This window comes from Micromonospora costi (assembly GCF_003626655.1).
Lineage (GTDB): Bacteria > Actinomycetota > Actinomycetes > Mycobacteriales > Micromonosporaceae > Micromonospora > Micromonospora costi.
Map to the genome: position 1 here is coordinate 1,158,088 of NZ_RBAN01000001.1, position 22,034 is coordinate 1,180,121.

21 protein-coding genes and 3 tRNA genes are annotated in these 22,034 nt (G+C 73.5%); 7 read left to right on the plus strand and 17 right to left on the minus strand.

Translation table 11 applies throughout. From position 1 onward, the window contains the following. From D7193_RS05215 to leuC, 4 genes are all read right to left on the minus strand, one after another. Entirely contained in the window at positions 1 to 1,980 is a 1,980-nt protein-coding gene (locus D7193_RS05215; protein WP_120779275.1) for an endonuclease/exonuclease/phosphatase family protein, read from the minus strand. 193 nt (positions 1,981 to 2,173) lie between these two features. Then, positions 2,174 to 2,803, minus strand: a complete 630-nt coding sequence (locus tag D7193_RS05220) for an HU family DNA-binding protein (protein ID WP_174242549.1) — start codon at positions 2,801 to 2,803, stop codon at positions 2,174 to 2,176. A 172-nt stretch (positions 2,804 to 2,975) separates the two neighbouring features. Continuing rightward, a complete protein-coding gene (leuD, locus tag D7193_RS05225) occupies positions 2,976 to 3,563 on the minus strand; it encodes a 3-isopropylmalate dehydratase small subunit (protein ID WP_120778182.1) in 588 nt (195 codons plus the stop codon). Positions 3,564 to 3,578: 15 nt separating this feature from the next. After that, positions 3,579 to 5,024 (minus strand): 3-isopropylmalate dehydratase large subunit, encoded by a 1,446-nt coding sequence (gene leuC, locus D7193_RS05230; RefSeq protein ID WP_120778183.1) that lies wholly within the window; start codon positions 5,022 to 5,024, stop codon positions 3,579 to 3,581. Between the two features lie 49 nt (positions 5,025 to 5,073). Between leuC and D7193_RS05235 the strand changes: the two genes are divergently transcribed. After that, positions 5,074 to 5,760, plus strand: coding sequence for an IclR family transcriptional regulator (locus D7193_RS05235; protein WP_076470465.1), 687 nt, complete (start codon positions 5,074 to 5,076; stop codon positions 5,758 to 5,760). A gap of 184 nt (positions 5,761 to 5,944) precedes the next feature. On the opposite strand, the gene D7193_RS05240 is transcribed toward D7193_RS05235, so the two are convergent. The 4 genes from D7193_RS05240 to D7193_RS05255 all read right to left on the minus strand — a co-directional run bounded on the left by D7193_RS05240 (position 5,945) and on the right by D7193_RS05255 (position 7,367). Further along, a tRNA-Glu gene (locus D7193_RS05240) sits at positions 5,945 to 6,020 on the minus strand. A 155-nt stretch (positions 6,021 to 6,175) separates the two neighbouring features. Continuing rightward, a tRNA-Glu gene (locus tag D7193_RS05245) sits at positions 6,176 to 6,248 on the minus strand. Between the two features lie 131 nt (positions 6,249 to 6,379). Continuing rightward, positions 6,380 to 6,451 (minus strand) — tRNA-Gln (locus D7193_RS05250). A gap of 112 nt (positions 6,452 to 6,563) precedes the next feature. Then, on the minus strand, positions 6,564 to 7,367 hold the full coding sequence (locus D7193_RS05255) for a fumarylacetoacetate hydrolase family protein (RefSeq protein WP_120778184.1): 804 nt from the start codon (positions 7,365 to 7,367) through the stop codon (positions 6,564 to 6,566). Positions 7,368 to 7,590: 223 nt separating this feature from the next. Between D7193_RS05255 and D7193_RS05260 the strand changes: the two genes are divergently transcribed. After that, on the plus strand, positions 7,591 to 8,949 hold the full coding sequence (locus D7193_RS05260; protein ID WP_120778185.1) for a hypothetical protein: 1,359 nt from the start codon (positions 7,591 to 7,593) through the stop codon (positions 8,947 to 8,949). A 34-nt stretch (positions 8,950 to 8,983) separates the two neighbouring features. Then, on the plus strand, positions 8,984 to 9,853 hold the full coding sequence (locus tag D7193_RS05265; protein WP_120778186.1) for a 3-methyladenine DNA glycosylase: 870 nt from the start codon (positions 8,984 to 8,986) through the stop codon (positions 9,851 to 9,853). Between the two features lie 14 nt (positions 9,854 to 9,867). On the opposite strand, the gene arfB is transcribed toward D7193_RS05265, so the two are convergent. The 7 genes from arfB to D7193_RS05300 form a co-directional block, all read right to left on the minus strand. Beyond that, entirely contained in the window at positions 9,868 to 10,293 is a 426-nt protein-coding gene (arfB, locus tag D7193_RS05270) for an alternative ribosome rescue aminoacyl-tRNA hydrolase ArfB (RefSeq protein ID WP_120778187.1), read from the minus strand. Positions 10,294 to 10,302: 9 nt separating this feature from the next. Next, entirely contained in the window at positions 10,303 to 10,605 is a 303-nt protein-coding gene (locus D7193_RS05275; protein ID WP_120778188.1) for a hypothetical protein, read from the minus strand. Between the two features lie 109 nt (positions 10,606 to 10,714). Further along, the gene (locus D7193_RS05280) at positions 10,715 to 11,584 is read right to left on the minus strand and encodes a S1C family serine protease (protein ID WP_120778189.1); all 870 of its coding nucleotides are present in this window, start codon (positions 11,582 to 11,584) and stop codon (positions 10,715 to 10,717) included. A 61-nt stretch (positions 11,585 to 11,645) separates the two neighbouring features. Further along, the gene (locus D7193_RS05285) at positions 11,646 to 12,605 is read right to left on the minus strand and encodes a VWA domain-containing protein (protein WP_120778190.1); all 960 of its coding nucleotides are present in this window, start codon (positions 12,603 to 12,605) and stop codon (positions 11,646 to 11,648) included. Further along, positions 12,602 to 13,588: a DUF58 domain-containing protein gene (locus D7193_RS05290; protein ID WP_174242593.1), complete on the minus strand. Its 987-nt coding sequence runs from the start codon at positions 13,586 to 13,588 to the stop codon at positions 12,602 to 12,604. The genes D7193_RS05285 and D7193_RS05290 overlap by 4 nt, the downstream gene beginning before the upstream one ends. A 23-nt stretch (positions 13,589 to 13,611) precedes the next feature. Next, positions 13,612 to 14,658: an AAA family ATPase gene (locus tag D7193_RS05295; RefSeq protein WP_120778192.1), complete on the minus strand. Its 1,047-nt coding sequence runs from the start codon at positions 14,656 to 14,658 to the stop codon at positions 13,612 to 13,614. A gap of 298 nt (positions 14,659 to 14,956) precedes the next feature. Beyond that, positions 14,957 to 15,460, minus strand: a complete 504-nt coding sequence (locus D7193_RS05300) for a hypothetical protein (protein ID WP_120778193.1) — start codon at positions 15,458 to 15,460, stop codon at positions 14,957 to 14,959. 445 nt (positions 15,461 to 15,905) lie between these two features. Between D7193_RS05300 and D7193_RS05305 the strand changes: the two genes are divergently transcribed. Beyond that, positions 15,906 to 16,844, plus strand: coding sequence for an endonuclease/exonuclease/phosphatase family protein (locus tag D7193_RS05305; RefSeq protein WP_120779276.1), 939 nt, complete (start codon positions 15,906 to 15,908; stop codon positions 16,842 to 16,844). 109 nt (positions 16,845 to 16,953) lie between these two features. Here the strand turns inward: D7193_RS05305 and cimA are convergent, their stop codons facing one another. Then, positions 16,954 to 18,537, minus strand: a complete 1,584-nt coding sequence (gene cimA, locus D7193_RS05310) for a citramalate synthase (protein WP_120778194.1) — start codon at positions 18,535 to 18,537, stop codon at positions 16,954 to 16,956. 353 nt (positions 18,538 to 18,890) lie between these two features. Here cimA and ahpD point away from each other — a divergent pair, with 353 nt between their 5' ends. From ahpD to D7193_RS05325, 3 genes are all read left to right on the plus strand, one after another. Beyond that, entirely contained in the window at positions 18,891 to 19,421 is a 531-nt protein-coding gene (gene ahpD, locus D7193_RS05315) for an alkylhydroperoxidase, AhpD family (protein ID WP_120778195.1), read from the plus strand. A gap of 95 nt (positions 19,422 to 19,516) precedes the next feature. Then, on the plus strand, positions 19,517 to 19,975 hold the full coding sequence (locus D7193_RS05320; protein ID WP_120778196.1) for a PRC-barrel domain-containing protein: 459 nt from the start codon (positions 19,517 to 19,519) through the stop codon (positions 19,973 to 19,975). A 58-nt stretch (positions 19,976 to 20,033) separates the two neighbouring features. Further along, complete coding sequence (locus D7193_RS05325; protein ID WP_377456397.1) at positions 20,034 to 20,771, plus strand: tyrosine-protein phosphatase; 738 nt, start codon at positions 20,034 to 20,036, stop codon at positions 20,769 to 20,771. Positions 20,772 to 20,868: 97 nt separating this feature from the next. Here D7193_RS05325 and D7193_RS05330 read toward each other — a convergent pair whose 3' ends face one another. Beyond that, on the minus strand, positions 20,869 to 21,966 hold the full coding sequence (locus D7193_RS05330; RefSeq protein ID WP_120778197.1) for a branched-chain amino acid aminotransferase: 1,098 nt from the start codon (positions 21,964 to 21,966) through the stop codon (positions 20,869 to 20,871). Positions 21,967 to 22,034 lie beyond the last annotated feature (68 nt).

A 22,034-nucleotide genomic window follows, 5' to 3' on the forward strand; every position in this document is an offset into this window, starting at 1 on the left:
TCAGGTCGGCGGCAGGGTGAGGGTGACCGCCACCGGCAGGTGATCGCTCGCCGTGCCGCCCGGCGCTACCGCATGGGAGGCGGTGACGCCGGGCGTGACGAACACGTGGTCGATCTGTTCCCGCGGACGGTCCGCGGGGCTCGTGGGCAGCGGCCGGGCCGTGGCCAGCGCGTCCACCAGCCCGGCGCGGGTGAACTCCGCGAACGCGGCGTCGCCCGGTTCGGTGTTCATGTCACCGGCCACCACGAGTGGACGGCCGGCCGCGTACCGCCGGGCGAAGTCGGCGACCGCGCGGGCCTGCACCACCGGCTGCCGTCCGGGCGGCGGTTGCAGGTGGGTGCTCACCACCACCGGACGCACCCCGTCGCCGAGGTCGAGCGTGACCGCGAGGGCCTGCGCCCCGGTGGGCGCGCCGACCGCGGGCAGCGGCAGGGTCCGCGGCGCGGTGACCGGCCACCGGCTCAGCACCGCGTCGCCCCAGAGCGGGTCGGCGGCGGGCGCGAAGACGTACGCCATGTGCAGCCGGTCGGCAAGCAGGTCGAGGGTGTCGTGGCCGCCGTTGAGCAGCCATCCCCGGTCCACCTCGCTGAGCAGCACGACGTCCGGCGTCCGGCGCGACACGAGATCGGCGAGGGCGTCCGGGTCGAGCCGGCCGTCCAGGCCGAAGCCCATCCGGATGTTGTAGGCCACCACGGTCAGGTGGGACGGCGGCCCCTCCCGGTTGCTGGTGACCGGCACGTCGTCGGCCACCACCGGCGCGAGCAGGGCCAGCACGGTGACCGCCGCGGTCGTCCGTACCGGCGGCAGCGGCACGCGGACCTCCGGGTGCGCCGGGCCGGCGGCGCGGGCCGGAGGAACGTCCGCCCGGCCGGCGGCCAGGGCCACGGCGGCGACGAGCGCGGCCACCGCGACGGGCACCCAGCCGTTGGGATAGCCGAGGTCGTAGGCCGAGTAGTAGGCGACCGCGGCTACCGCGAAGACCAGCATGCCGGCGGTGGCCGCGTACGCGCGGCGCGACGCCGCCCGACGGTCCGCCGGCGCGGCTGCCGGGTCGATGCCCGACGGCCCGGCGGCGGACAGATCGGCGCCGGGTGGCTCGGCGGCGGTCAGCGCCAGGCAGGCGCCGAGGCCCAGCGCGCTGAGCAGCAGCGCCGGCAACAGCAGGCTGCCGCGGTCGAGGGCGAGGAGGACGGCGCCGGCCAGCAGGGCCAGGGGCCCGCCCAGCCACCGGACGCGCGCCACGGCCGCGGGGAACCGGCGGGGTGCCACCGCGAGCGCGACCGCGAGGAAACCGGCGACCGCCACCGGCAACGGGAGCGACCCGAGCACCGGGGACACGGCGACGCCCGCCTCACCCTGCAGGTACGAGGTCGCGGTGCGGGCCAGCGCCGGGGAGAGCGCCACCATGCCGGCCAGCAGCAACGCCGGGCCGGCCAGGAACCAGGCCCGTACGCCCGCGGCGCCCGGTGGCGCGGGCCGTGGCGCGTGACCGACCAGGAAGAGGCCCGCCAGCACACCGCCGGCCACCCACGCCTCCCAGCGGCCCCACCACACGAGGTCGTACGTGTCGAGGACGGCGTGCCCGGCCGCGCCGACGGCCAGGCCCAACGCCAGGCCCGGCACGGGCCGGTCGTTGGTGGCGGCGGTGCCGGCGAACCAGACCAACCCGGCCAGCAGACCGGTGGTGGCGAGCCAGAGCTGGGGCCGGCCACCGGGCGTGGCGGTCAACGCGAACCGGGCGGCGGCCAGCAGCACGGCCGCGCCGATGGTCACCGGGCGGGCGCCCACCCGGCGGATGAGCGGGGGCGCGGCGAGGGCCAGGACGAACCAGCCGAGCGCGAAGGCGCCCATCAGCTCGGCGGGTGTGGACGCGGCCTGCCCGAAGATGGTGATGATGCCGGGCAGCCACACGCGGAGCACGTCGGTGACGAGGACGACCCCCAGGGCGAGGACACCCGCGGCGAACACGCGCTGACGCATCGGCGTCCTCTTCCCGTCGGCGCCGGCGGGGGTGGCCGGCACGGCGATTCTCCGTGCGGCGACCGGCGCGGTCAACGGCCCGCGGCACGGCCCCGGCGCCGGCTCGACCGGACGGGGAGTGGCGACACCGGCCACCGTCCCCGGACACGCCGAAGGGCGCCCACCACGCGGTGGACGCCCTTCGGGCCGGCAGTCAGCGCCGGGTGGTCGCCTTCTTGGCGGGTGCCTTCTTCGCCGGCGCCTTCTTCGCCGCCGTGCTCTTGCTGGCCGCCGACGTCGTCTTCTTCGCCGCGGCCGTACGACCCGCCGCCGCGGTCTTCCGCGCCGGAGCCGCCTTCTTGCTGGCGGCGGCCTTGGTCGCCGCGGTCGTCTTCGTGGCGGTGGTCTTCTTCGCCGCGGTCTTCTTCGCCGCGGTCTTCTTCGCCGCGGTCGTGGCCTTGGCGCCAGTCGCCTTCGCGCCGGTCGCCTTGGCGCCGGTGGTCTTGGCGGCACCGGTGGTCTTGGCGGCGGCCGCGGTCTTCTTCGCCGCCGCCGTGGCCTTCGGCACCTTGCCGCTGGCCACCATCTCCTTGAAACCGGCGCCGGGGCGGAAGGTCGGGACGGACGTCTTCTTGACCTTCACCGCCTCGCCGGTCCTCGGGTTCCGGGCTGTTCGCGCGCCCCGTACGCGCTTTTCGAACGCTCCGAAACCGGTGATCGCCACCTTCTCGCCCTTGGTGACCGCCGCCTGGACCTCAGCGAGGACCGCGTCGAGCGCGGCCGTCGCCATCTTCCGGTCCCCCAGGCGAACGGCGAGCGCCTCGATGAGCTCGGCCTTGTTCACGACTTCCTCCCGATTGTGCAACTGACTCGACGCGAGCCATTCTGCGCGCACGGTATGCCCTGTGCTGCCGGGACACAAACATTCGGTGGAAAAAAGCCCTTGTGTCGTAACGGATTCGCCCCCACCGGCCGGGCCGGTGGGGGCGAATCCGTTGTGTGCCTCAGGCGTACGGCTATGCCACGGACGGCAGGAACGGCGGACGGGACGCCTCGTAGGCGCCGATCTCGGCCTCGTGGCGGAGGGTGAGTCCAATGTCATCCAAGCCCTCCATGAGCCGCCAGCGGCTGAAGTCGTCCAGCGGGAACGACCAGGTGGCGTCGCCGACCCGGACCTGGCGGGCGGTCAGGTCGACGGTCACCGGCGTGGCCGGCTCCGACTCGACGAGATCCCAGATCTCCTCGACCGCTTTCAATTCCAACTCGACCGGCAGCAGACCCTCCTTGAGCGCGTTGCCCCGGAAGATGTCGCCGAAGCGGGGCGCGATCACCGCGCGGAACCCCCAGTCGCGCAGGGCCCAGACCGCGTGCTCGCGGGATGACCCGGTACCGAACTCGGGACCGGCCACCAGAATCGACGCTCCCGAATACGCGGGATCGTTGAGCACGAATTCCGGGTCTTCCCGCCAGGCACTGAAGAGGCCGTCGGCGAAACCCGTTCGGGTGACGCGCTTGAGGTAGACGGCCGGGATGATCTGATCGGTGTCCACGTTGGACCGGCGCAGCGGCACGGCGGTGCCGGTGTGGGTGGTGAAGCTGTCCATCAGCGGTGTCCCCTCTTACAGGTCGGCGGGAGCGGCCAACCGGCCGGCCACGGCGGTGGCGGCGGCGACCGGCGGGGAGACCAGGTGGGTACGTCCGCCCCGGCCCTGGCGGCCCTCGAAGTTGCGGTTGGAGGTGGAGGCCGAGCGCTCACCGGCCCGCAGCGTGTCCGGGTTCATGCCCAGACACATGGAGCAGCCGGCGAAGCGCCACTCGGCACCGGCGTCGGTGAAGACCTTGTCGAGTCCCTCCGCCTCGGCGGCCTCGCGAACCGCGGCGGAACCGGGGACGACGAGCATCCGCACGCCCTCGGCCACGGTGTGGCCGCGGAGCACGTCGGCCGCGGCGCGCAGGTCCTCCAGCCGGCCGTTCGTGCAGGAGCCCACGAAGACCACGTCGACGGGCACGTCCCGCAGCGCGGTTCCGGGTCGCAGGTCCATGTACTCCAGCGCGCGCCGCGCGGCGGCCCGCTCGGGCTCGGTGACGAACTCCTCCGGATCCGGCACCCGGCCGCCCAGCGGGGCGCCCTGACCGGGGTTGGTGCCCCAGGTGACGAACGGGGTCACCTGGCTCGCGTCCAGGGTCACCTCGGCGTCGAAGGTGGCGCCCGCGTCGGTGGCCAGCGTCCGCCAGTAGGCGACCGCCGCGTCCCAGTCGGCGCCCTGCGGCGCGTGGGACCGCCCCTTGAGGTACGCGAACGTCGTCTCGTCCGGCGCGATCATGCCGGCCTTGGCGCCCCACTCGATGGACATGTTGGCGATGGTCATCCGGCCCTCCATGGAGAGCGAGCGGATCGCCTCGCCGCGGTACTCGACGATGTGCCCGCGACCGCCGCCGGTGCCCACCTGCGCGATCAGCGCGAGCACCAGGTCCTTGGCGGTGACGCCGGGGGCGAGCCGGCCCGTGACGTTCACCGCCATCGTCTTCGGGCGGCTCTGCGGCAGCGTCTGGGTGGCGAGCACGTGCTCGACCTCGCTGGTGCCGATGCCGAACGCGAGCGCACCGAACGCGCCGTGGGTGGCGGTGTGCGAGTCGCCGCAGACGATGGTCATGCCGGGTTGGGTGAGCCCGAGCTGGGGGCCGATGACGTGCACGATGCCCTGGTTCTCGTCGCCGAGCGGGTGCAGCCGCACGCCGAACTCGGCGCAGTTGCGGCGCAACGTCTCCAACTGCGTACGCGAGGTCGGGTCGGCGACGGTGAGCAGGTCACCGCGGCGTGCCCGGAACGCCGGGTCGGCGTACCCGGTCGGGGTGTTGTGGTCCTCGGTCGCGATCGTCAGGTCGGTACGGCGCACCCGGCGGCCGGCGAGCCGCAGCCCGTCGAACGCCTGCGGGCTGGTCACCTCGTGCAGCAGGTGCAGGTCGATGTAGAGCAGGTCCGGCTCGCCGGCGGCGGACCGTACGACGTGCGCGTCCCAGACCTTCTCGGCCAGGGTCCTCGGCTCAGGAGTGACTCCCACCATCTGGACATCCTAAATTCTGGGAGGTAAGTTTCGGCTTGTGGGACACAGTATGAGCGGTGTCGGCGTTCTCGACAAGGCGGTGGTCATCCTGGCCGCCTGCGTCGACGGCGCCAGCCTGGCCGAACTCGTCGAGCGCACCAAGCTGCCCCGGGCCACCGCGCACCGGCTCGCGCAGGCGCTGGAGATCCACCGGATGCTCGTGCGGGACACCCAGGGCCGGTGGCGCCCCGGGCCACGGCTGGGAGAGCTCGCGAACGCCGCGCCGGACGTCCTGCTGACGGCCGCCGAGCCCCTGCTGTCCGCGCTGCGCGACGCCACCGGCGAGAGCGCGCAGCTCTACCTGCGCCGCGCGGACGAGCGGATCTGCGTGGCCGCGGCCGAGCGGGCGAGCGGCCTGCGGGACACCGTCCCGGTCGGTTCCGTGCTGCCCATGACGGCCGGCTCCGCGGCGCAGATCCTGCTCGCCTGGGAGCCGCCGGAGGCGGTGATGCCGCTGCTCCCCCGCGCCAAGTTCACCGGCCGCACCCTCGCCGAGGTACGCCGGCGTGGTTGGGCGCAGAGCGTCGCCGAGCGGGAGGCCGGTGTGGCGAGCGTCTCGGCGCCGATCCGGGACCGGACCGGCCGGGTGATCGCGGCCATCAGCATCTCGGGCCCCATCGAGCGCCTCGGCCGCCGCCCGGGCGAGCGCCACGCCATGGCCGTCGTCCGCGCCGGCCAACGCCTCTCCGGCCTCTAACCCCCGAGCCCCTCCCCCCTCCCCTCCCCCCTTCCCCCTCTCTCCGCGTTGATCATGAAGTTATTGCCCCGACACGCCGGCGGCGGAGGCAATAACTTCATGATCAACGGGGCGAGGTGACCCCGGGGCCCGGAGAGGGCGGAACGGGAAACGGCCCGTCTCGCGTCGCGAGACGGGCCGTTGCTGGTAGCCCCGACCGGATTCGAACCGGCGCTACCGCCTTGAGAGGGCGGCGTCCTGGGCCGCTAGACGACGGGGCCAGGCACTTTCCGTGCTCACCGCCCCTGCGGGGCGGGTGCCGCTGTAGTCTAGCGGCGTCCCCTCACCGGGTGTGGACCGGGTCGGGGTGGGTAGACCGGGCAGAAGAAGCGTCACGGCCCGCCCCACCGAAGCGGGACGGGCCGTGCCCGAACTGTAGCCCCGACCGGATTCGAACCGGCGCTACCGCCTTGAGAGGGCGGCGTCCTGGGCCGCTAGACGACGGGGCCAGGCACTTTCCGTGCTCACCGCCCCTGCGGGGCGGGTGCCGCTGAACCCTACCAGAGACCGCCGGAGCCCTCTCGGGACCGGCGTGGACTCGACAGAATCCAGCGACCGACATTCTCACGAACACCGGTTGCTGGGGTACCAGGACTCGAACCTAGACTAACTGAACCAGAATCAGTCGGGCTGCCAATTACCCCATACCCCATTGGCCCCTTGCGGCGCCGGGAATGAACTTTACCCTCCCGCTGCCAGCAGGCCAAATCCAACCCCTCGAACCCCACCTGACCAGGGGGTCCGCCGGTGCTGGAGCCGCCGGATCAGGCGACCGGCACCACCGGGTTGGTGAGTTCGCCGATCCCCTCGATCCGCACGCTGACCGTATCCCCGTCGGTGAGCGGGCTAACCCCCGCCGGCGTACCGGTGAGCACGACGTCGCCGGGGAGCAACGTCATCACGTGCGAGATGTACGACACGAGCGCCGGCGCGTCGAAGACCATGTCCCGGGTACGGCCGAGCTGGCGTACCTCCAGGGCGTCCGGATCCGGCCCCACCTCGCACCGGATCTCCAGGTCGCTGACGTCCAGCCCGGTCGTGATCCACGGCCCGAGCGGGCAGAACGAGTCGAAGCCCTTCGCCCGGGTCCACTGGCCGTCGGAGCGCTGGAGGTCCCGGGCGGTCACGTCGTTGGCGCAGGTGTAGCCGAAGATGGCCCGCTCGGCGGCGGCCCGGTCGGCGCGGCGCGCCCCCGGCGCCCCGATCACCACCGCCAGCTCCGCCTCGTGCTCCACCTGCTTCGAGAAGATCGGCAGTCGGATGGCGTCCCGCGGCCCGATCACCGAGGTGGACGGCTTGAGGAACAGCAGCGGCTCCTTCGGCACCTCGCTGCCGTGCTCCGCGGCGTGCTCCGCGTAGTTGCGGCCGACGCAGACCACCTTGCTCGGCAGGATCGGCGAGAGCAGGCGCACGTCGGACACGGCCCAACGGGCACCGGTGAACGTGATCTGGCCGAACGGGTGCCCCTCGATCTCGGCGATGGTCAGGCCCTGCGACCCGGCCTCCGACTCCCCCTCGACGACACCGAACGACATTCCCTTGGCATGAGCGAAACGAGCGATACGCACCAGGCAAATCTAGCCCGGTCGCGGCGAGGGCCGGGCCCGGCGGTGCGCGCGGCGCGCGGGAAGCCGGTGCGTGGGGCCCGCGGGACGGGAGGGGCGGGACGGACGCGGGTGCCGGCGGGGCGGCGCAGCCTACGTGAGCCGTCGGCACCCGGGGCGGGTTTCGCGACTTCATACCCGCACGACGTGCCCGCGCCCATAGCGTCGGCTCCGGAGGTTCGTTCGTATGCCTGCATCGACACGACACCACAGAGCCCTCGCGGTGTTCGTACACTGCCTCGGCATCCTCGCCGCCGTGCCGGCCCTGCCCGCGGTGGCGCCCGACCCGGCGGCCGCGCGTGCGCGACCGGCGGTGGCGGCTCCGGAGCCCTCGCCCTCGGAGCCATCACCGTCGGGGTCGTCACCGGCCGGCCTGCCGGCGGCGCCGCCGGCGGTCCCGACGCCCACCCAGGCGCTGCCGCCACCGCCCAAGCCACCGATCACCGTGGCGGTGGCCCCGGCGCCCACGCCCGCACCGGCCTACCGGATCCACGTGCGCAACACCGGGAACGCCCCGGTGGAGACCACGATCCGGCAGGAGCTACCTGCGGGCAGCGCGCCGTCGGTCATCACCGCCGGCGGTCAGGCCAGCCGCATCGCGGGGCACTCGACGAGCGAGGTCACCTGGCGGCTCAAGCTGCCAGCGCGGAGCGTGACGACCCTGAACACATCCCTCGCCCCGACCCCGGCGGGCCAGCCCATGACCGCGCCCGCGTGCGCGTTCACCAGCGACGGGAGCCGGCCGTACGACTGCGCGACCGCGACCTGGAACGCGGCGCCCGCGGCGGCGCCCCGGCACGCGGCGACACCGCCGTGGCAGCGGCTGCCGGTGCAGCTGGGCGCGCTGGCCGCGCTGCTGCTCCTCGGCGGCGCGGGCTGGTGGCTGTGGCGGCGACGCGCCCGGCGACGCCGGGTGGTGGCGGCCGCCCTCGCGTCCGGCGCCGGCCCGGCCGGCGACCCGCGGCAGGGGCGCGGCACCATCTACCCGCGCCCGTCGAGCCCGTCGGTGGTGACACGGCGACGCCGGCCGCCGGTCTGGCTGATGGTCGGGCTGGCCCTGGTGCTGCTCGCCGGCGTGGCGGGCCTGGCCGGCTGGACGGCCACCCGCCGGGTGGCCGAGATCGACACCGACAAGCAGCCCACGAGCGGCGCCTGGCGTGGGACCGGGGTCACCGGCGCGGTGGGGGTACCGCTGCGCGAGACGGCGTTCGAGTTCACCGTGTACAGGGTGGCCTGCTCGGGGGCCGCGACCGCCTCTCGCCGGCAGTGCCAGGCCACGGTGGGCGTGCGCAACCTCACCCCCGAGCACCAGGCGTGGCACGGCGAGCTGCAACGGGCGTACCTGCCGGGCGGCCGGTGGGTGACGGTCGACGAGCCGGCCACCCGGTCGGCCAACCTGGGCCGGGACGTCTTCGCCCAGCCGGTGGCCGCCGGCAGCCGGGTCGTGCTGCCGCTGGTCTTCAGCACGGACGGACGGGAGCCGCCGAAGCAGCTGGAGCTGCGCAGCGGGGTGTTCTCGGCCGGCGTGCGGGTGGACGTGCCCTGACCGGCGGGCGGGGCGGCGGTCGTACGCTGGGTCGGTGACCGCCGCCCTCGCCCCCGCCACCGTGCTCGACACGGCGGAGTGGCAGGCGCGTCGGCGCGACCACGAGGAACGGGTCGACGCCTGGCTCACCCCGCACCTGGCGCGACGCCGCCGCGGCGAGAAGCACCCGGTGGAGGACTTCCTCTTCACCTACTACTCGCACCGCCCCGCCCAGTTGCGCCGCTGGCATCCCGGGGCCGGAGTCGAGCTGCTCGGGGCGGATCGGGCGGAGTTCGGCCGCGACTACCGGGCGACCGCCGCCGGGGTGACGCTCGACACGGACGCGGTACGGGCCCGCCGCGCGGAGTCGATCCGGTGGATCCGCTCCCTGCTCGCGGCCACCGCCGGGCGGCAGCCGCACTTCGGCTGCTTCGGCATGCACGAGTGGGCCATGGTCTACCGGCAGACCCAGGCGGAGGTACGCCACAACGCGTGGCCGCTGCGGCTCAGCCCGGAGCAGACGGCACAGGCGGTCGAGGCGAGCCGGATCCGGTGCAGCCACTTCGACGCGTACCGGTTCTTCACCGCCCCGGCGCGGCCTCTGAACCTGCTCACCCCGACCCGGGAGACGCAGCACGCGCTCGAGCAGCCCGGCTGCCTGCACGCCAACATGGATCTCTACAAGTGGGCGTACAAGCTGTCCCCGCTGGTCCCCGGCGAGCTGGTGGCCGACGCCTTCGCGCTGGCCCGGGAGATTCGTACGCTGGACATGCGGGCGTCCCCCTACGACCTGGCGGCGCTCGGATATCCGCCGGTGCGGGTGGAGACCCCGGAGGGGCGCGCCGAGTACGCCGTGGCCCAGCGGGACTTCGCGGCGCGTGCGGCGGCCCTGCGCGATCGGCTCCTCGCCGCCGTCCCGGCGTGACCGTCCACCCCCGGCTAGTCGCCGTCGACGCGGCGCTCGCGCTTGCGCTGGGACTGGCGCTTCTTCTCGGCCAGCCGGCGCTCCTTGGCGCCCCGCGACGGGCGGGTCGGCCGCCGTGGTGGGGGTGGTGGGGCCACCGCCTCGCGGAGCAGCGCGGCCAGCCGCTCCCGGGCCGCCTCACGGTTGGCCAGCTGGGCCCGGTGTTCGCTCGCGGTGATCGTCAGCACGCCGTCGACCAGCCGGCCGGCGAGCCGGTCCAGGGCGCGGGCCCGCAGGGCCTCGGGCACGCTGGGTGAGCCGCCGAGGTCGAAGCTCAGCTCGACGCGGCTGTCGGCCGTGTTGACGCCCTGCCCGCCCGGCCCGGACGACCGGGAGAAGCGTTCCCGCAGCTCGGCGGCGGGAACGGCCCAGCGGTCGGTCACCCGCAGTTCGCCATCCACACCCTGAGGCTAGCGCCCGGGGCGACCACTCGTGGTCACGGACGGACTCGGGGTCCCGGACGGGCCCGCCGTCTCGTCGTCGGGGCCGGCGGCGGCGTACGCGACGGCGCCGATCAGGAGCAGGGCGATGACACCGATCTTCGTGGTGACCGCGCGGATCAGCAGCCAGGCCGTCTTACGGGCGCCCGGGACGCTCTTCTTGACCGTCTGGTAGTCGGTCCAGCCACGCCGCGCGCGCGTGTACGCCGACCCCACACCACTTCCGATGAGCAGGCCCACCAGCAGGAGGACCGCGATGAGAGGACCTTCCACCCACGCCAGTATCCATACTCAGCGTAATATTTCCATGGTCCGATGGTCCCGGGCCGGATATCCGACACTCGGTGCCTTCCCATTCGCGAGATCCACCGGTACCCGCAGCTCAGCCGCCCTTGCCGATGATCGTGTCGGCGGTGCTCTGCACCTGTTCGATCGGGATGGCGAAGCCGATGCCGATCGAGCCGTTGCCGTCGATGGTGGCGATCGCCGTGTTCACGCCCACCACCTCGCCGCGGGCGTTGACCAGCGGCCCGCCCGAGTTGCCCGGGTTGATCGAGGCGTCGGTCTGCACCGCCGTGTGCCGGTTCGACCCCAGCCGCACCTGGCGGTTCAGGGCGCTCACGATGCCGGCGGTCACCGTGCCGGAGAGGCCCAGCGGTGATCCGACGGCGAGGACCGGCTCACCGACCCGGGTCGAACCCGGTTTGGCCAGCGGCAACGGCGAGAGCCCCGCGGACGGCGGCACCTTGAGCACCGCCAGGTCGCTGCCCGGCTCCCGGCCGACAACCTCCGCGGTGTAGCGGCGACCGTCGGGCAGCTCCACGGTGACCGAGCCACCGCCGCCCTTGGCCAGGATGTGGTCGTTGGTGATGATGTGCTGCACGTCGTCGATCGCGAAGCCTGATCCGCTGGCCGCCGCGCCGCCGGAGCCGCCACCACCGACCATCACGGACACCACGCCGGGCACGGTCCGCTCCGCGGCGGTGACCAGCTCCGCCGGCACCGGCGCGGCGGAGGCCGCCGACTCACCCGGGGCGCCGCCGCGGCTGGCCACCCAGCCCCCGGCCGCCGCGCCGGACACGGTGGACAGGGCCACCACCGCGAGCGCGGCCCACAGCCGCCCCCGCCAGCGCCGGCCCGCGCTGTCCCGTCCCGACCCGGGGCCGTCCCATCGCCCGCGGCCGTCCGGATCCAGGTCCGGCGAGACGAACCAGGGACCGCGGGGCTCACCCAGTCCGGTCTGCACTGCCATGCGTACTCCTCACGTCGGTGTCCTGCGGCGCCGGCCGGGCGCGGCCCCGGCCGGAGGTGCGTCAGGGCAGGCGGGAGAACCAGCGCATCGAGCCGGCCGCCGCTCCCATGGCGAGCACCAGGCCGAGGCCGATGAAACGGGCCGAGACGTCCTGCCGTTCGGTGCGGTAGCCGACCGAGGTGCCGATGTCGTCGTAGACCGCGCGTAGTTCTTCGCTGGTGGTGGCCTCGTGGAACATCCCGCCGGTCTCGTCGGCGACCGCCTGCAGGGTCTGCCCGTCCACCGGGACCTGTATCGGGCGGCCGCCACGGTCCACGAACCCACCGGGTGTGCCGAACGAGATGGTGTGGACGGGCACCTTGGCGGCGACCGCCTCCGCGGCGGCCTCCATGGGATCCATGCCGGACGTGTTCGCCCCGTCGGAGAGCAGCACGACCCGGGCCGGTGGCGGCTCCTTCGCGGCCTGGCTGTCCAGGCCCTTCACCGCGCCGAGCGAGGTGTTGATGGCCTCACCGATGGCGGTGCCCTGCACTCCGGTGATCCCCTCGGCCAGGCGCTCGATCCCCTCGTGCAGCGCCTCCCGGTCCGTACCGGGCGGCACCAGCACCGCCGCGCTGCCGGCGAACGCGACCAACCCGACGTTGAACTCGTCCGGGAGCCCGTCGACGAAACGCTTCGCGGCGCCCTTGGCCGCGGCGAGCCGGTCCGGGTCCACGTCGGTGGCGAGCATCGAGGTGGAGACGTCCACCGCCACCATGACGGTGGCCCGTTCCCGGGGCACCCGTACCTCGGCGGTCGGCCGGGCGAAGCCCACCACGAGCAGGGCCAGCATGGCCAGGAACAGCCCGGCGGGCACGTGACGGCGCCACGCGGGTCGCTGCGGCGCGATCCGGTCGAGCAGGCGCAGGTTGGTGAAACGGACGGCGTACCGGCTGCGCCGCCGCTGCATCACGAGGTAGCCCACCGCCAGGGCGAGCACCGCGAGCAGCAACCAGAGCCGGCCTGGCGACAGCCAGGTCACGCGCCACCTCCTCGGACCGGTCCGGCGGGCGCGGCCGCGAGCCGCCGCTGGGCCTGCACGTGACGCACGATGTCGGCGCACCAGTCCCGGTCGGTGCGCAGGGGAAGGTGGGTGGCGCCGCTGCGGCGCAGCGCGTGTCGTACCTGGTCACGCTGGGCGGCCGCCGCGGCCGCGTACCGTTCCCGCAGCCGCCGGTCGGAGGTGCAGACCTCGCGGCGGCGGCCCGACTCCGGGTCCACGAGCGTGACGGTGCCGACGTCGGGCAGTTCCAGCTCGCGCGGGTCGGTCACCTCCACGGCGAGCACCTGGTGGCGGACGGCCAGGCGCCGCAGGGTCCGTTCCCAGGGTGGCGGCTCGTCGGGGTCGTCGGGCAGGCCGTCGAGGAAGTCGGAGACCACCACGACCAGGCCGCGCCGGTTCGCCACGCGGTGTACGGCGGCCAGCGCGTCGGCCAGGTCCGGCGGCGCGAGCGGGGCCGTCTCCTCGTCGTACCCGCCGGTGCGCGGCTCGGCCAGCAGGGCACGCAGCAGCCCGAGCAGGTGCGTACGCCCGCTGCGGGCCGGGAAGCGGCGTAGCCCCGCCGGTACGAGCAGGTGGGCGCCGAGCCGGTTGCCGACTCCCGCGGTGAGGAAGCCGACGGCGGCGACCGCCGCCACCGACAGTTCCCGTTTGTCCAGGTCGGCGGTGCCGAACTCCATGCTGGGGCTCGCGTCCACCAGCAGCCACGTGGTCAGCTCCCGGTCGGCGTCGACCTCGCGGACGTGCGGCACCGTGGTCCGCGCGGTCACCGCCCAGTCCATCCGGCGCACCTCGTCCTCGCCCGGCCGGTACTCGCGGCTGCCGGCGGGTTCGCTGCCCGGCCCGGGCAGCAGGCCCCGGTACTGGCCGTGCAGCAGCCCGTCGAGCCGCCGGGTGACGGTCAGTTCCAGCCGCCGGAGCCGCCGGTCGGGGGCGAGTTCGGCGAGCCCCGGGTCGGCCGGCACGGCGGCGGGCGTCCTGCCCCGCCTCATGCCGCCGCCAGGTCCGACGCCTGCTCGGGCTGGGCGGCCAGCCGTGGCGGGGGCACCGCCTCGATCAGCCGGTGCACCACCGACTCGGCCGTGACGCCGTCGGCGACCGCGTCGAAGGAGAGCACCAGGCGGTGGGCCAGCACGTCGCCGGCCAGTCCCCGGATGTCCTCGGGCAGCACGTACTCGCGGCCGTGCAGCAGTGCCTGCGCCCGGGCGGCGGCGACCAGGCCGAGGGTGGCCCTTGGGCTCGCCCCGTACGCCAGCAGCGGCTCGATCTCCGGCAGCCCGAACCGTCCCGGGTCCCGGGTGGCGAGGATGAGCCGGACGACGTACTCGGCCAGCGCGTGGTGGACGAAGACACGTTCAGCGCGGGACTGGAGGTGCCGGAGCCGCTCGGGGTCGAGCACCTGCCGGGGTGTGGGCCGGTCGGTGCTCATCCGGTAGAGGATGGCCAGCTCGTCGGCGTCGCTCGGGTAGTCGACCACGACCTTCAGCAGGAAGCGGTCCCGCTGCGCCTCCGGCAGCTGGTAGACCCCCTCCGACTCGATGGGGTTCTGGGTGGCCAGCACCAGGAACGGCGAGGGGACCGGATAGCTGCGCCCGCCGATGGAGACCTGGCGCTCGGCCATGGCCTCCAGCAGCGCGGACTGCACCTTCGCGGGCGCCCGGTTGATCTCGTCGGCGAGCACCAGGTTGGCCATGATGGGGCCCAGCTCGGTGTCGAAGTTCTCGCGGGAGGCCCGGTAGATGCGGGTGCCCACGATGTCCGACGGGACCAGGTCCGGGGTGAACTGGATACGGGAGAAGGTGCCGCCGACCACGGTGGCGAGGGTCTGCGCGGCCAGCGTCTTGGCCACGCCGGGTACGCCTTCGAGCAGGCAGTGCCCGTCGGCGATGAGGGCCACGAGCAGGCGTTCGACGAGCCGATCCTGCCCCACGATCACGCGTTTGACCTCGGAGAGGGTCTCCTCCAGCTCGGCTGGTGTCGGTTCGGCTTCGACCGGGCTGGGCACGCTGGCCAGGGTGTCCGAGATGTCCGTCACGGTGCTTGCTTCCCGTGCCGGGTGGCGGCAAACGTCGGATTATCGGCGCCGGCCGGGCGGATCCGGTACGGGAGCGGCACAACCTGCCCGGCCGGGGGACGGAGGGCCCGGGGCGGTACGGGCGGCGCGGTCGGCCCCAGACCGGACTCCACGGACAGGGCCGGTCGCCTCCCGGCCGCACGACGGCGTTGTGGCCGAGCACCGGGCGCGCCCTCGACACCCCCGGAGGTACGACGCCGCCGCGACAAACGGCGCGGCCCCCGCGCGTGGATCGCACGGGGGCCGACGCAGGGTGCGGTCAGGAGGTGTGGACGACGAGGTGGAACGGCAGGTCGGCCGGGGTGCCGGCGGAGTTGCGGGTCTGCACGAACACACCGTTGGGCGTGCTGAGCCGCGGAGCCACGGACACCTCCCCGGCGGGCGGGACGCAGCAGGCGTCGCCCCGGCCGATGGTCGCCACGTAGACGCCGGAGGTGACGATGAAGCCGAACTGGACCTCGTACTGGCCCGTGCCGTACTTGATGACGGTGCCGGTGCCACGCGCCTTGGTGCCGTTGGCGTTGACGACGACGATGGTGGCGGTGGCCGCCAGGGTGCTCACGTTCGACTTGAGGGCGGCCCGCGAGAGGCGGGCCGATTCCGCCGAGACCGGCGGCTGGGAGTTGGTGCCGCGCGCCGCCGGCTGGACGGCTTCGGGCGCCTTCGCCGCCGGCTGGGCGACGGCGATCCCGCCCCCGGCCAGGGTGAGGCCCAGGACCGCGAACGCGACCGCGGCCGCCTTGCGTCGGAAGGATGTGGTCATGACAGGTCCCCCTTGTGTGACCATGCGAATTCGGCCGACCCGCGGGGCGGGACGGATGATGCCATTTACCGATCGTCGAGCGACCCCGGCGATAAATCGTCGAAGAATAGGATCAAGCGCACCTTCGCTACTGAACTCCTCGACGATCTAGACCCCGGCTGACCAGCTATTACTACTGACAGTTGTGAGGCTTCGACCAGGTGGAACGTAGCACCGCAAAAAGCTGGGCGTCAATAGTCGTGACCGCGCTCGACAGTGTCGAAAATCCGCGTCCGGAATTGTGAAATGTGAGCCGGAGGCCATTCACAAAATTGTCGCCCGGCGGGACGCGGCGGGTCGCCCGACATCACGTCGGGGCCCGGATCCCGGGGCCCTGGGATAGGTTGCTCGCGTGATCGTCGATCTCCGGGAACGGCCGCCGCGCAACCGAGCCCGGGTTATCGGCATCCTCTGCTGGCTCGCGGTGGCACCCGGCGCGGCGTGGGCCGTGCTCCGGCTCGCCGGCCTGGACCGTGGCCCGCTGGTGCAGGCGCTCGCCTTCACGCCGTACGTCGCGGCCTGGAGCCCGATCCCGCTGGTGCTGGCGCTCGCCCTACGGCGCCGCTGGCCGGCGCTGGTCGCGGCGGTGGCCGCCGTGGCGCTGGTGGCGGTGGTCGCGCCCCGGGGGCTCGCCTCGTCCCCACCGCGGGCGGCCGGACCGACCGTACGGCTGCTCACCGCCAACCTGCTCGCCGGCGGCGCCGCACCCGACACCCTCGTCGACCTGGTCCGCCGGCACCGGGTCGACGTGCTGGTGGTGCAGGAGTTCACCCCGCGGGCGCAGGCCGACCTCGACCGCCTGGGGCTGGACCGGCTGCTGCCGTACCGGCAGCTCAACCCCCTCGACGGCACGCCCGGTTCCGGCCTCTACGCGCGCTTCCCGATCGGCGACGTGGGCGTGCGGCGGCACCGCGGCGCCTGGGGCTTCACGCAGGCGTACGGCACGGTCGCGGTGCCGGGCGGCCCGCCGGTACGGGTGGAGTCCGCGCACCCGGCCGCGCCGTACGCGCCCGACCAGGTCGGGTTCTGGCGCGCCGACCTCGCGGCGCAGCCACCGGCCACTCCGGACGGAGAACTGCGGATCCTGGCCGGCGACTTCAACGCGACCCTCGACCACAGCCCGCTGCGCGCCCTGCTCCGCACCGGTTACGTCGACGCGGCCGACGCCACGGGTCGGGGGTTGGTGGGCACCTGGGGCCCGTACGACGGCGACCCGATCCCCCCGGTCACCATCGACCACGTCCTGGTCGACCGCCGCATCGCCGCCCGCACGGTCGAGGTGCTGACCCTCCCCGGCACCGACCACCGCCCCGTCCTGGCCACCCTCCAGCTCCCCGCCCCCTGACAGACCTTCCTCGACTCGTCGATCATGCAGCTGTGGTGGTGGATGAAACAGGCAAAGCGTCATCCTTCGCCCACCACAACTCCATGATCGACGGGGGTGGGTGGGTCGGTCAGACCTTCGTCCGGGCCAGGCCGTACGTGAGGGCGTCGACGAGAGCGTGCCAGCTGGCCTCCACCACGTTCGGGTGGACACCCACGGTCGTCCAGTCCCGGCCCGCGTCGTCGGCGGTCTCCAGCAGCACCCGGGTCACCGCGCCGGTGCCGCTGCTGCCCTCCAGGATGCGCACCTTGAAGTCCGCCAGCTCGAAGCCGCGCAGCTCCGGATAGTGCCGGGCCAGCGCCACGCGCAGCGCCTCGTCCAGGGCGTTGACCGGGCCGTTCCCCTCGGCCGTGGCGATCACGCGCTCGCCGCGTACCCGGATCTTGACGGTGGCCTCGGAGACCACGGCGCCGTCCTCCCGGTGCTCGACCAGCACCCGGTACGACTCCAGGGCGAACGGCCGCGCCGGGGCGCCCTCCGGCAGTTCCGAGCGGACCAGCAGCTCGAACGAGGCGTCGGCGGCCTCGAAGGACCAGCCCCCGGCCTCCAACTCCTTCACGCGCTTCGTCACCCGGGCCAGGGTGTCCGGATGGCCGGCCAGGTCCAGCCCGAGCTCGCGGCTCTTGAGCTCGACACTGGCCCGACCGGCCATCTCGGTCACCAGGATCCGCATGTCGTTGCCCACCACCGACGGGTCCACGTGGTTGTAGAGCAACGGGTCGACCTTGATCGCGCTCGCGTGCAGCCCCGCCTTGTGGGCGAAGGCGGCGGCCCCGACGTACGCCTGATGGGTGTCGGGTGCGATGTTGGCGATCTCGGCGATGGCGTGCGAGACCCGCACCATCTGTTCCAGGCAGCCCTCTGGTAGGACGGGCAGCCCGAGCTTGAGTTGGAGATTGGCGACCACCGCGAAGATGTCGGCGTTGCCCGGCCGTTCGCCGTAGCCGTTCGCGGTGCCCTGGACGTGCCGGACCCCGGCCTCCACGGCGGCGATGGTGTTGGCCACCGCGCAGGCCGTGTCGTTCTGGCAGTGGATGCCGAGCCGCTCCGGCGCGATGCCGAGCCGGTCGGTCAGGTCGCCGATGGCCGCCGTGATCCGGGACGGGAGCATGCCGCCGTTGGTGTCGCAGAGCACCATGACCTCGGCGCCCGCGGCGAGGGCCGTCTCGACGACCGCCGCGCCGTACGCCGGGTCGTGGTGGTAGCCGTCGAAGAAGTGCTCGCCGTCGACGAAGACCCGGCGCCCCTCCGCCACGAGGTACGCCACGGTGTCGTGGATCATCGCGAGGTTCTCCCCCGCCGTGGTGCGCAGCGCGCGTTCGACGTGTCGCAGGTCGGCCTTCGCGACGAGCGCCACGGCCGGCGTCTCGGCGTCGAGCAGGGCGCGGACCTGCGGATCGGCCGTCACGGGGACGCCGGCGCGGCGGGTCGCGCCGAACGCGACCAGCAGCGCGTGCCGCAGGTCGAGTTCGGTACGCGCCCGGGAGAAGAACTCTGTGTCCTTCGGCACCGCCCCCGGCCAGCCGCCCTCGATGAACCCGACGCCGAACTCGTCGAGCAGCCGGGCCACGGCCAGCTTGTCCACCACCGAGTACGTGAGCCCCTCGCGCTGCGCGCCGTCGCGCAGCGTCGTGTCGTACACCTGGAATGTCATGGCGTGCCTCTCTCTGGACGGGGTGCGGGTAGCGGGGCGGTGGCCGCGGTCGGACCGGGCCGCCGGGAGCAACAAAAAGACCCCCCGCGGATGCGGGAGGTCTGCGCGCTCGGCGGAGAGGGAGCCGGCGCGCTAGTTGCTAATAAGGAGGGCGGTCCTGGTCACGATGGGTACTCTGCCACCCGTCCGCTGATTTTGGGAAGCAAAATCCACATCCCGGGACGGCGTGGGCGTTCCCGTGACCGGCCTCACCGGCGGACCCGGGCACCGACGGGCGAGAATCGGGCTACGCAGCACACCCGCGCGGCCGTCAAGGAGGACACCAGTGCTCACCGTCGGTGCCGGAGCCTGACATGGGCCTGGACGCGATCACGGCCGGCCTGCCCGCCTACGCCCGCGACGTCGGGCTCACCCTCGACTCGACCATCGGCGCCTCCCCGCTGGAACCGCAGCAGCTCTGGGGCACCGCCCTGGCCTGCGCGGTCGCGGCGCGCAACCCGGTGGTGCTCCGGGAGATCGCCGCCGAGGCGGCCACACACCTCCCCCCGGAGGCCGTCGAGGCGGCCAAGGCAGCGGCCACGATCATGGCGATGACCAACGTCTACTACCGGGCCACCCACCTCCTGGGTGACGAGGCGTACCGATCGCTGCCGGCGCGGCTGCGGATGCGGATCGTCGCGCGGCCCGGGGTGCCGAAGGTGGACTTCGAGTTCTGGTGCCTCGCCGTCTCGGCGATCAACGGCTGCGCCGTCTGCCTGGAATCGCACGAGGGGAAGCTGCGCGCGGCGGGCCTCGGCCCGGAGCAGATCCAGGAGGGGCTGCGGATCGCCGCCGCGGTCCAGGCCGCCGCCGTGGCGTACGACGCGGAGGCGGCGCTGGCCTGAGCCGGCCGGGCGGGTGTAGCGATCTCCGCGACCGGGTAGGAAGCATCCAGACAGGGCACCAACCCCCGATCAGTCGAGTAGAGGAGTGAAACGCCATGGAGCGGCTCGACCCTCGAACGACCCACGGGACGCCGGATCCGCTCGTGCACGGAGGCCAGGGCGCCTTCCCGGGTGACACGCCCGGTGGCACCTTCGACCCGTGGAGCTACCGGGACGAGGCCGGGGTGACCGGCATCGACCTGGTGGGCTACAAGGTGGAAGCGACGGACGGCGGCATCGGCAAGGTGGATCGGTCCAGCCACGAGGTCAACTCGAGCTACCTCGTGGTCGACACCGGCCCGTGGATCTTCGGCAAGAAGGTCATGATCCCTGCCGGCACCGTCAACCACGTCGACCACGACGAGCGGAAGGTCTACGTCGACCGGAGCAAGGACCAGGTCAAGGCCGCGCCCGAGTTCGACGAGACCGCCGACACCGACCCGGCCTACCGGGACAAGCTCGGTGGTTACTACGGCGACACGTACTCGGCCATCCCGCCGGGTACCGCCAGGTGACGGTGGCTCCTGTTGCCGGCCGGTGGGGCACCGCCCCGCCGGCCGGTACCGTGTCGGGGTGGACGCAACCGAGCTGAACCCGGTCAACCCCTTCGCCACACTGTTCAACTTCCGCGACGTCGGCGGTCTCCGCGGTCGCGACGGGCGCACCGTACGCCCTGGCCGCCTCTACCGCTCCGACTCCCTGCACCGCATCGACGACACCGACCGGGAGGCGTTCGCCGCCCTCGGCATCCGGACCGTCGTCGACCTGCGCCGCCCCCACGAGGTGGAGCGCGACGGCCGGGTCCCGGACTTCGACGGCCTGACCTGGCACAACATCCACCCGGAGCACGCGGAGTGGGGCGAGAACCCGTACCGCCCCGGCAGTGACCTGGCCCGCTACCTCGCCGACCGGTACGCCGATCTCGCCCAGACCGGCACCGCGGGGCTGGGCAAGGCCGTCGGGTTGCTCGCGGACTCGGCGAACGCCCCGGTCGTGGTGCACTGCGTCGCCGGCAAGGACCGCACCGGCATCGTCTGCGGGCTCACCCTCGCGGTGCTGGGCGTCGATGACGGCGACATCGCCGCGGACTACGCGCTGAGCACGGCCGCGGCGGAACGGTTCCGTGCCTGGTTCGACAGCACCGGTCAATACCTCGACCCGGGCCTGCCGCCGCTCACCTGCCCGGCCGAGGCCATGACGCTCTTCCTCGCGGAGCTGCGGCAGGGGTACGGCTCGGTCGAGGGGTACCTGCGCCACGCCGGCGTGACCGACGCCCAGCTCGACGCGCTCCGCGACCACCTGCTCGACTGACGGGCGCCGCGCCCCGACCCGGGGCCGGCCATGATCTGCACCGATCGCCGATGTGGCGGTGTCCCGCGCCCGGGGATACCGCCACTTCGGCGAAACCTCAGAGCACCCGGGTGACCCATCCGTGGGGGTCGGGGGCGTTGCCACGCTGGATGTCGGCGAGCTGCTGGCGCAGGGCCATGGTCAGCCGCCCCGGCTCGCCGCCGCCGATCAGGAACTCCCCGTCGGGGAACTTCACCTGCCCGATCGGCGTGATGACCGCGGCGGTGCCGCAGGCGAAGACCTCGCGCAGCCGGCCGCTGGCCGCGTCCTCCTGCCAGTCGGCGAAGCTCACCGGGCGTTCCTCCACCCGCTTGCCGGCCTCGGCGGCCAGCATGAGCACCGACTCGCGCGTGATGCCGGGCAGGATCGTGCCGGTCAGCGGCGGCGTCACCACCGTGCCGTCGTCGTAGACGAAGAAGACGTTCATGCCGCCCAGCTCGTCGACGAAGCGGCGCTCCACCGCGTCGAGGAAGACCACCTGGTCGCAGCCATGCTCGATCGCCTCCGCCTGGGCGACCAGCGAGGCGGCGTAGTTGCCGCCGCACTTCGCGGCCCCGGTGCCGCCCGGGGCGGCGCGGGTGTAGTCCGGGGAGACCCAGACCGACACCGGCTTGACCCCGCCGCTGAAGTACGACCCGACCGGCGAGGCGATCGCCACGTAGAGGTACTCGTTGGCCGGCCGGACGCCGAGGAAGACCTCGCTCGCGAACATGAAGGGCCGCAGGTAGAGACTGCCGTCCGGGTCGGTGGGGATCCACTCCCGGTCGATCTCGATGAGCCGGTGCAGCGAGTCGACGAACGCCTCCGGCGGCAGAGCGGGCATCGCCATCCGCTGCGCGGAGGCGGCGAACCGGGCGGCGTTGGCCTCCGGGCGGAACATCGTCACCCCGCCGTCGGCGGTGCGGTACGCCTTGAGCCCCTCGAAGATCTCCTGCGCGTAGTGCAGGACGGCGGCGGCCGGGTCCATCGGGATCGGCGCGCGCGCCTCGACCCGGGCGTCGTACCAGCCCTTGCCGTCGGCGTACCGGATGGTCACCATGTGGTCGGTGAAGATGCGGCCGAACCCGGGATTTGCCAGCAGGGCGGCCCGGTCCGCGGCGGATACCGGCGCGGGATTCGGACGGATCTCGAAGTCGAGCTTGTCACCACCGCTCATCGCGCTGACCTCCCTGCCGGACAACGGCGCGCGGGACCGCACGCCGGTTAACTGGTGCTCAGAAACTT

Bases quoted from the DNA above. Each gene is read 5' to 3' on its own strand.
- D7193_RS05215 (WP_120779275.1), bottom strand. From the start codon at position 1,980: ATGCGTCAGCGCGTGTTCGCCGCGGGTGTCCTCGCCCTGGGGGTCGTC.
- leuD (WP_120778182.1), bottom strand. From the start codon at position 3,563: ATGGACAGCTTCACCACCCACACCGGCACCGCCGTGCCGCTGCGCCGG.
- leuC (WP_120778183.1), bottom strand. From the start codon at position 5,024: ATGGTGGGAGTCACTCCTGAGCCGAGGACCCTGGCCGAGAAGGTCTGG.
- D7193_RS05235 (WP_076470465.1), top strand. From the start codon at position 5,074: ATGAGCGGTGTCGGCGTTCTCGACAAGGCGGTGGTCATCCTGGCCGCC.
- D7193_RS05260 (WP_120778185.1), top strand. From the start codon at position 7,591: ATGCCTGCATCGACACGACACCACAGAGCCCTCGCGGTGTTCGTACAC.
- D7193_RS05280 (WP_120778189.1), bottom strand. From the start codon at position 11,584: ATGGCAGTGCAGACCGGACTGGGTGAGCCCCGCGGTCCCTGGTTCGTC.
- D7193_RS05300 (WP_120778193.1), bottom strand. From the start codon at position 15,460: ATGACCACATCCTTCCGACGCAAGGCGGCCGCGGTCGCGTTCGCGGTC.
- cimA (WP_120778194.1), bottom strand. From the start codon at position 18,537: ATGACATTCCAGGTGTACGACACGACGCTGCGCGACGGCGCGCAGCGC.
- ahpD (WP_120778195.1), top strand. From the start codon at position 18,891: ATGGGCCTGGACGCGATCACGGCCGGCCTGCCCGCCTACGCCCGCGAC.
- D7193_RS05320 (WP_120778196.1), top strand. From the start codon at position 19,517: ATGGAGCGGCTCGACCCTCGAACGACCCACGGGACGCCGGATCCGCTC.
- D7193_RS05330 (WP_120778197.1), bottom strand. From the start codon at position 21,966: ATGAGCGGTGGTGACAAGCTCGACTTCGAGATCCGTCCGAATCCCGCG.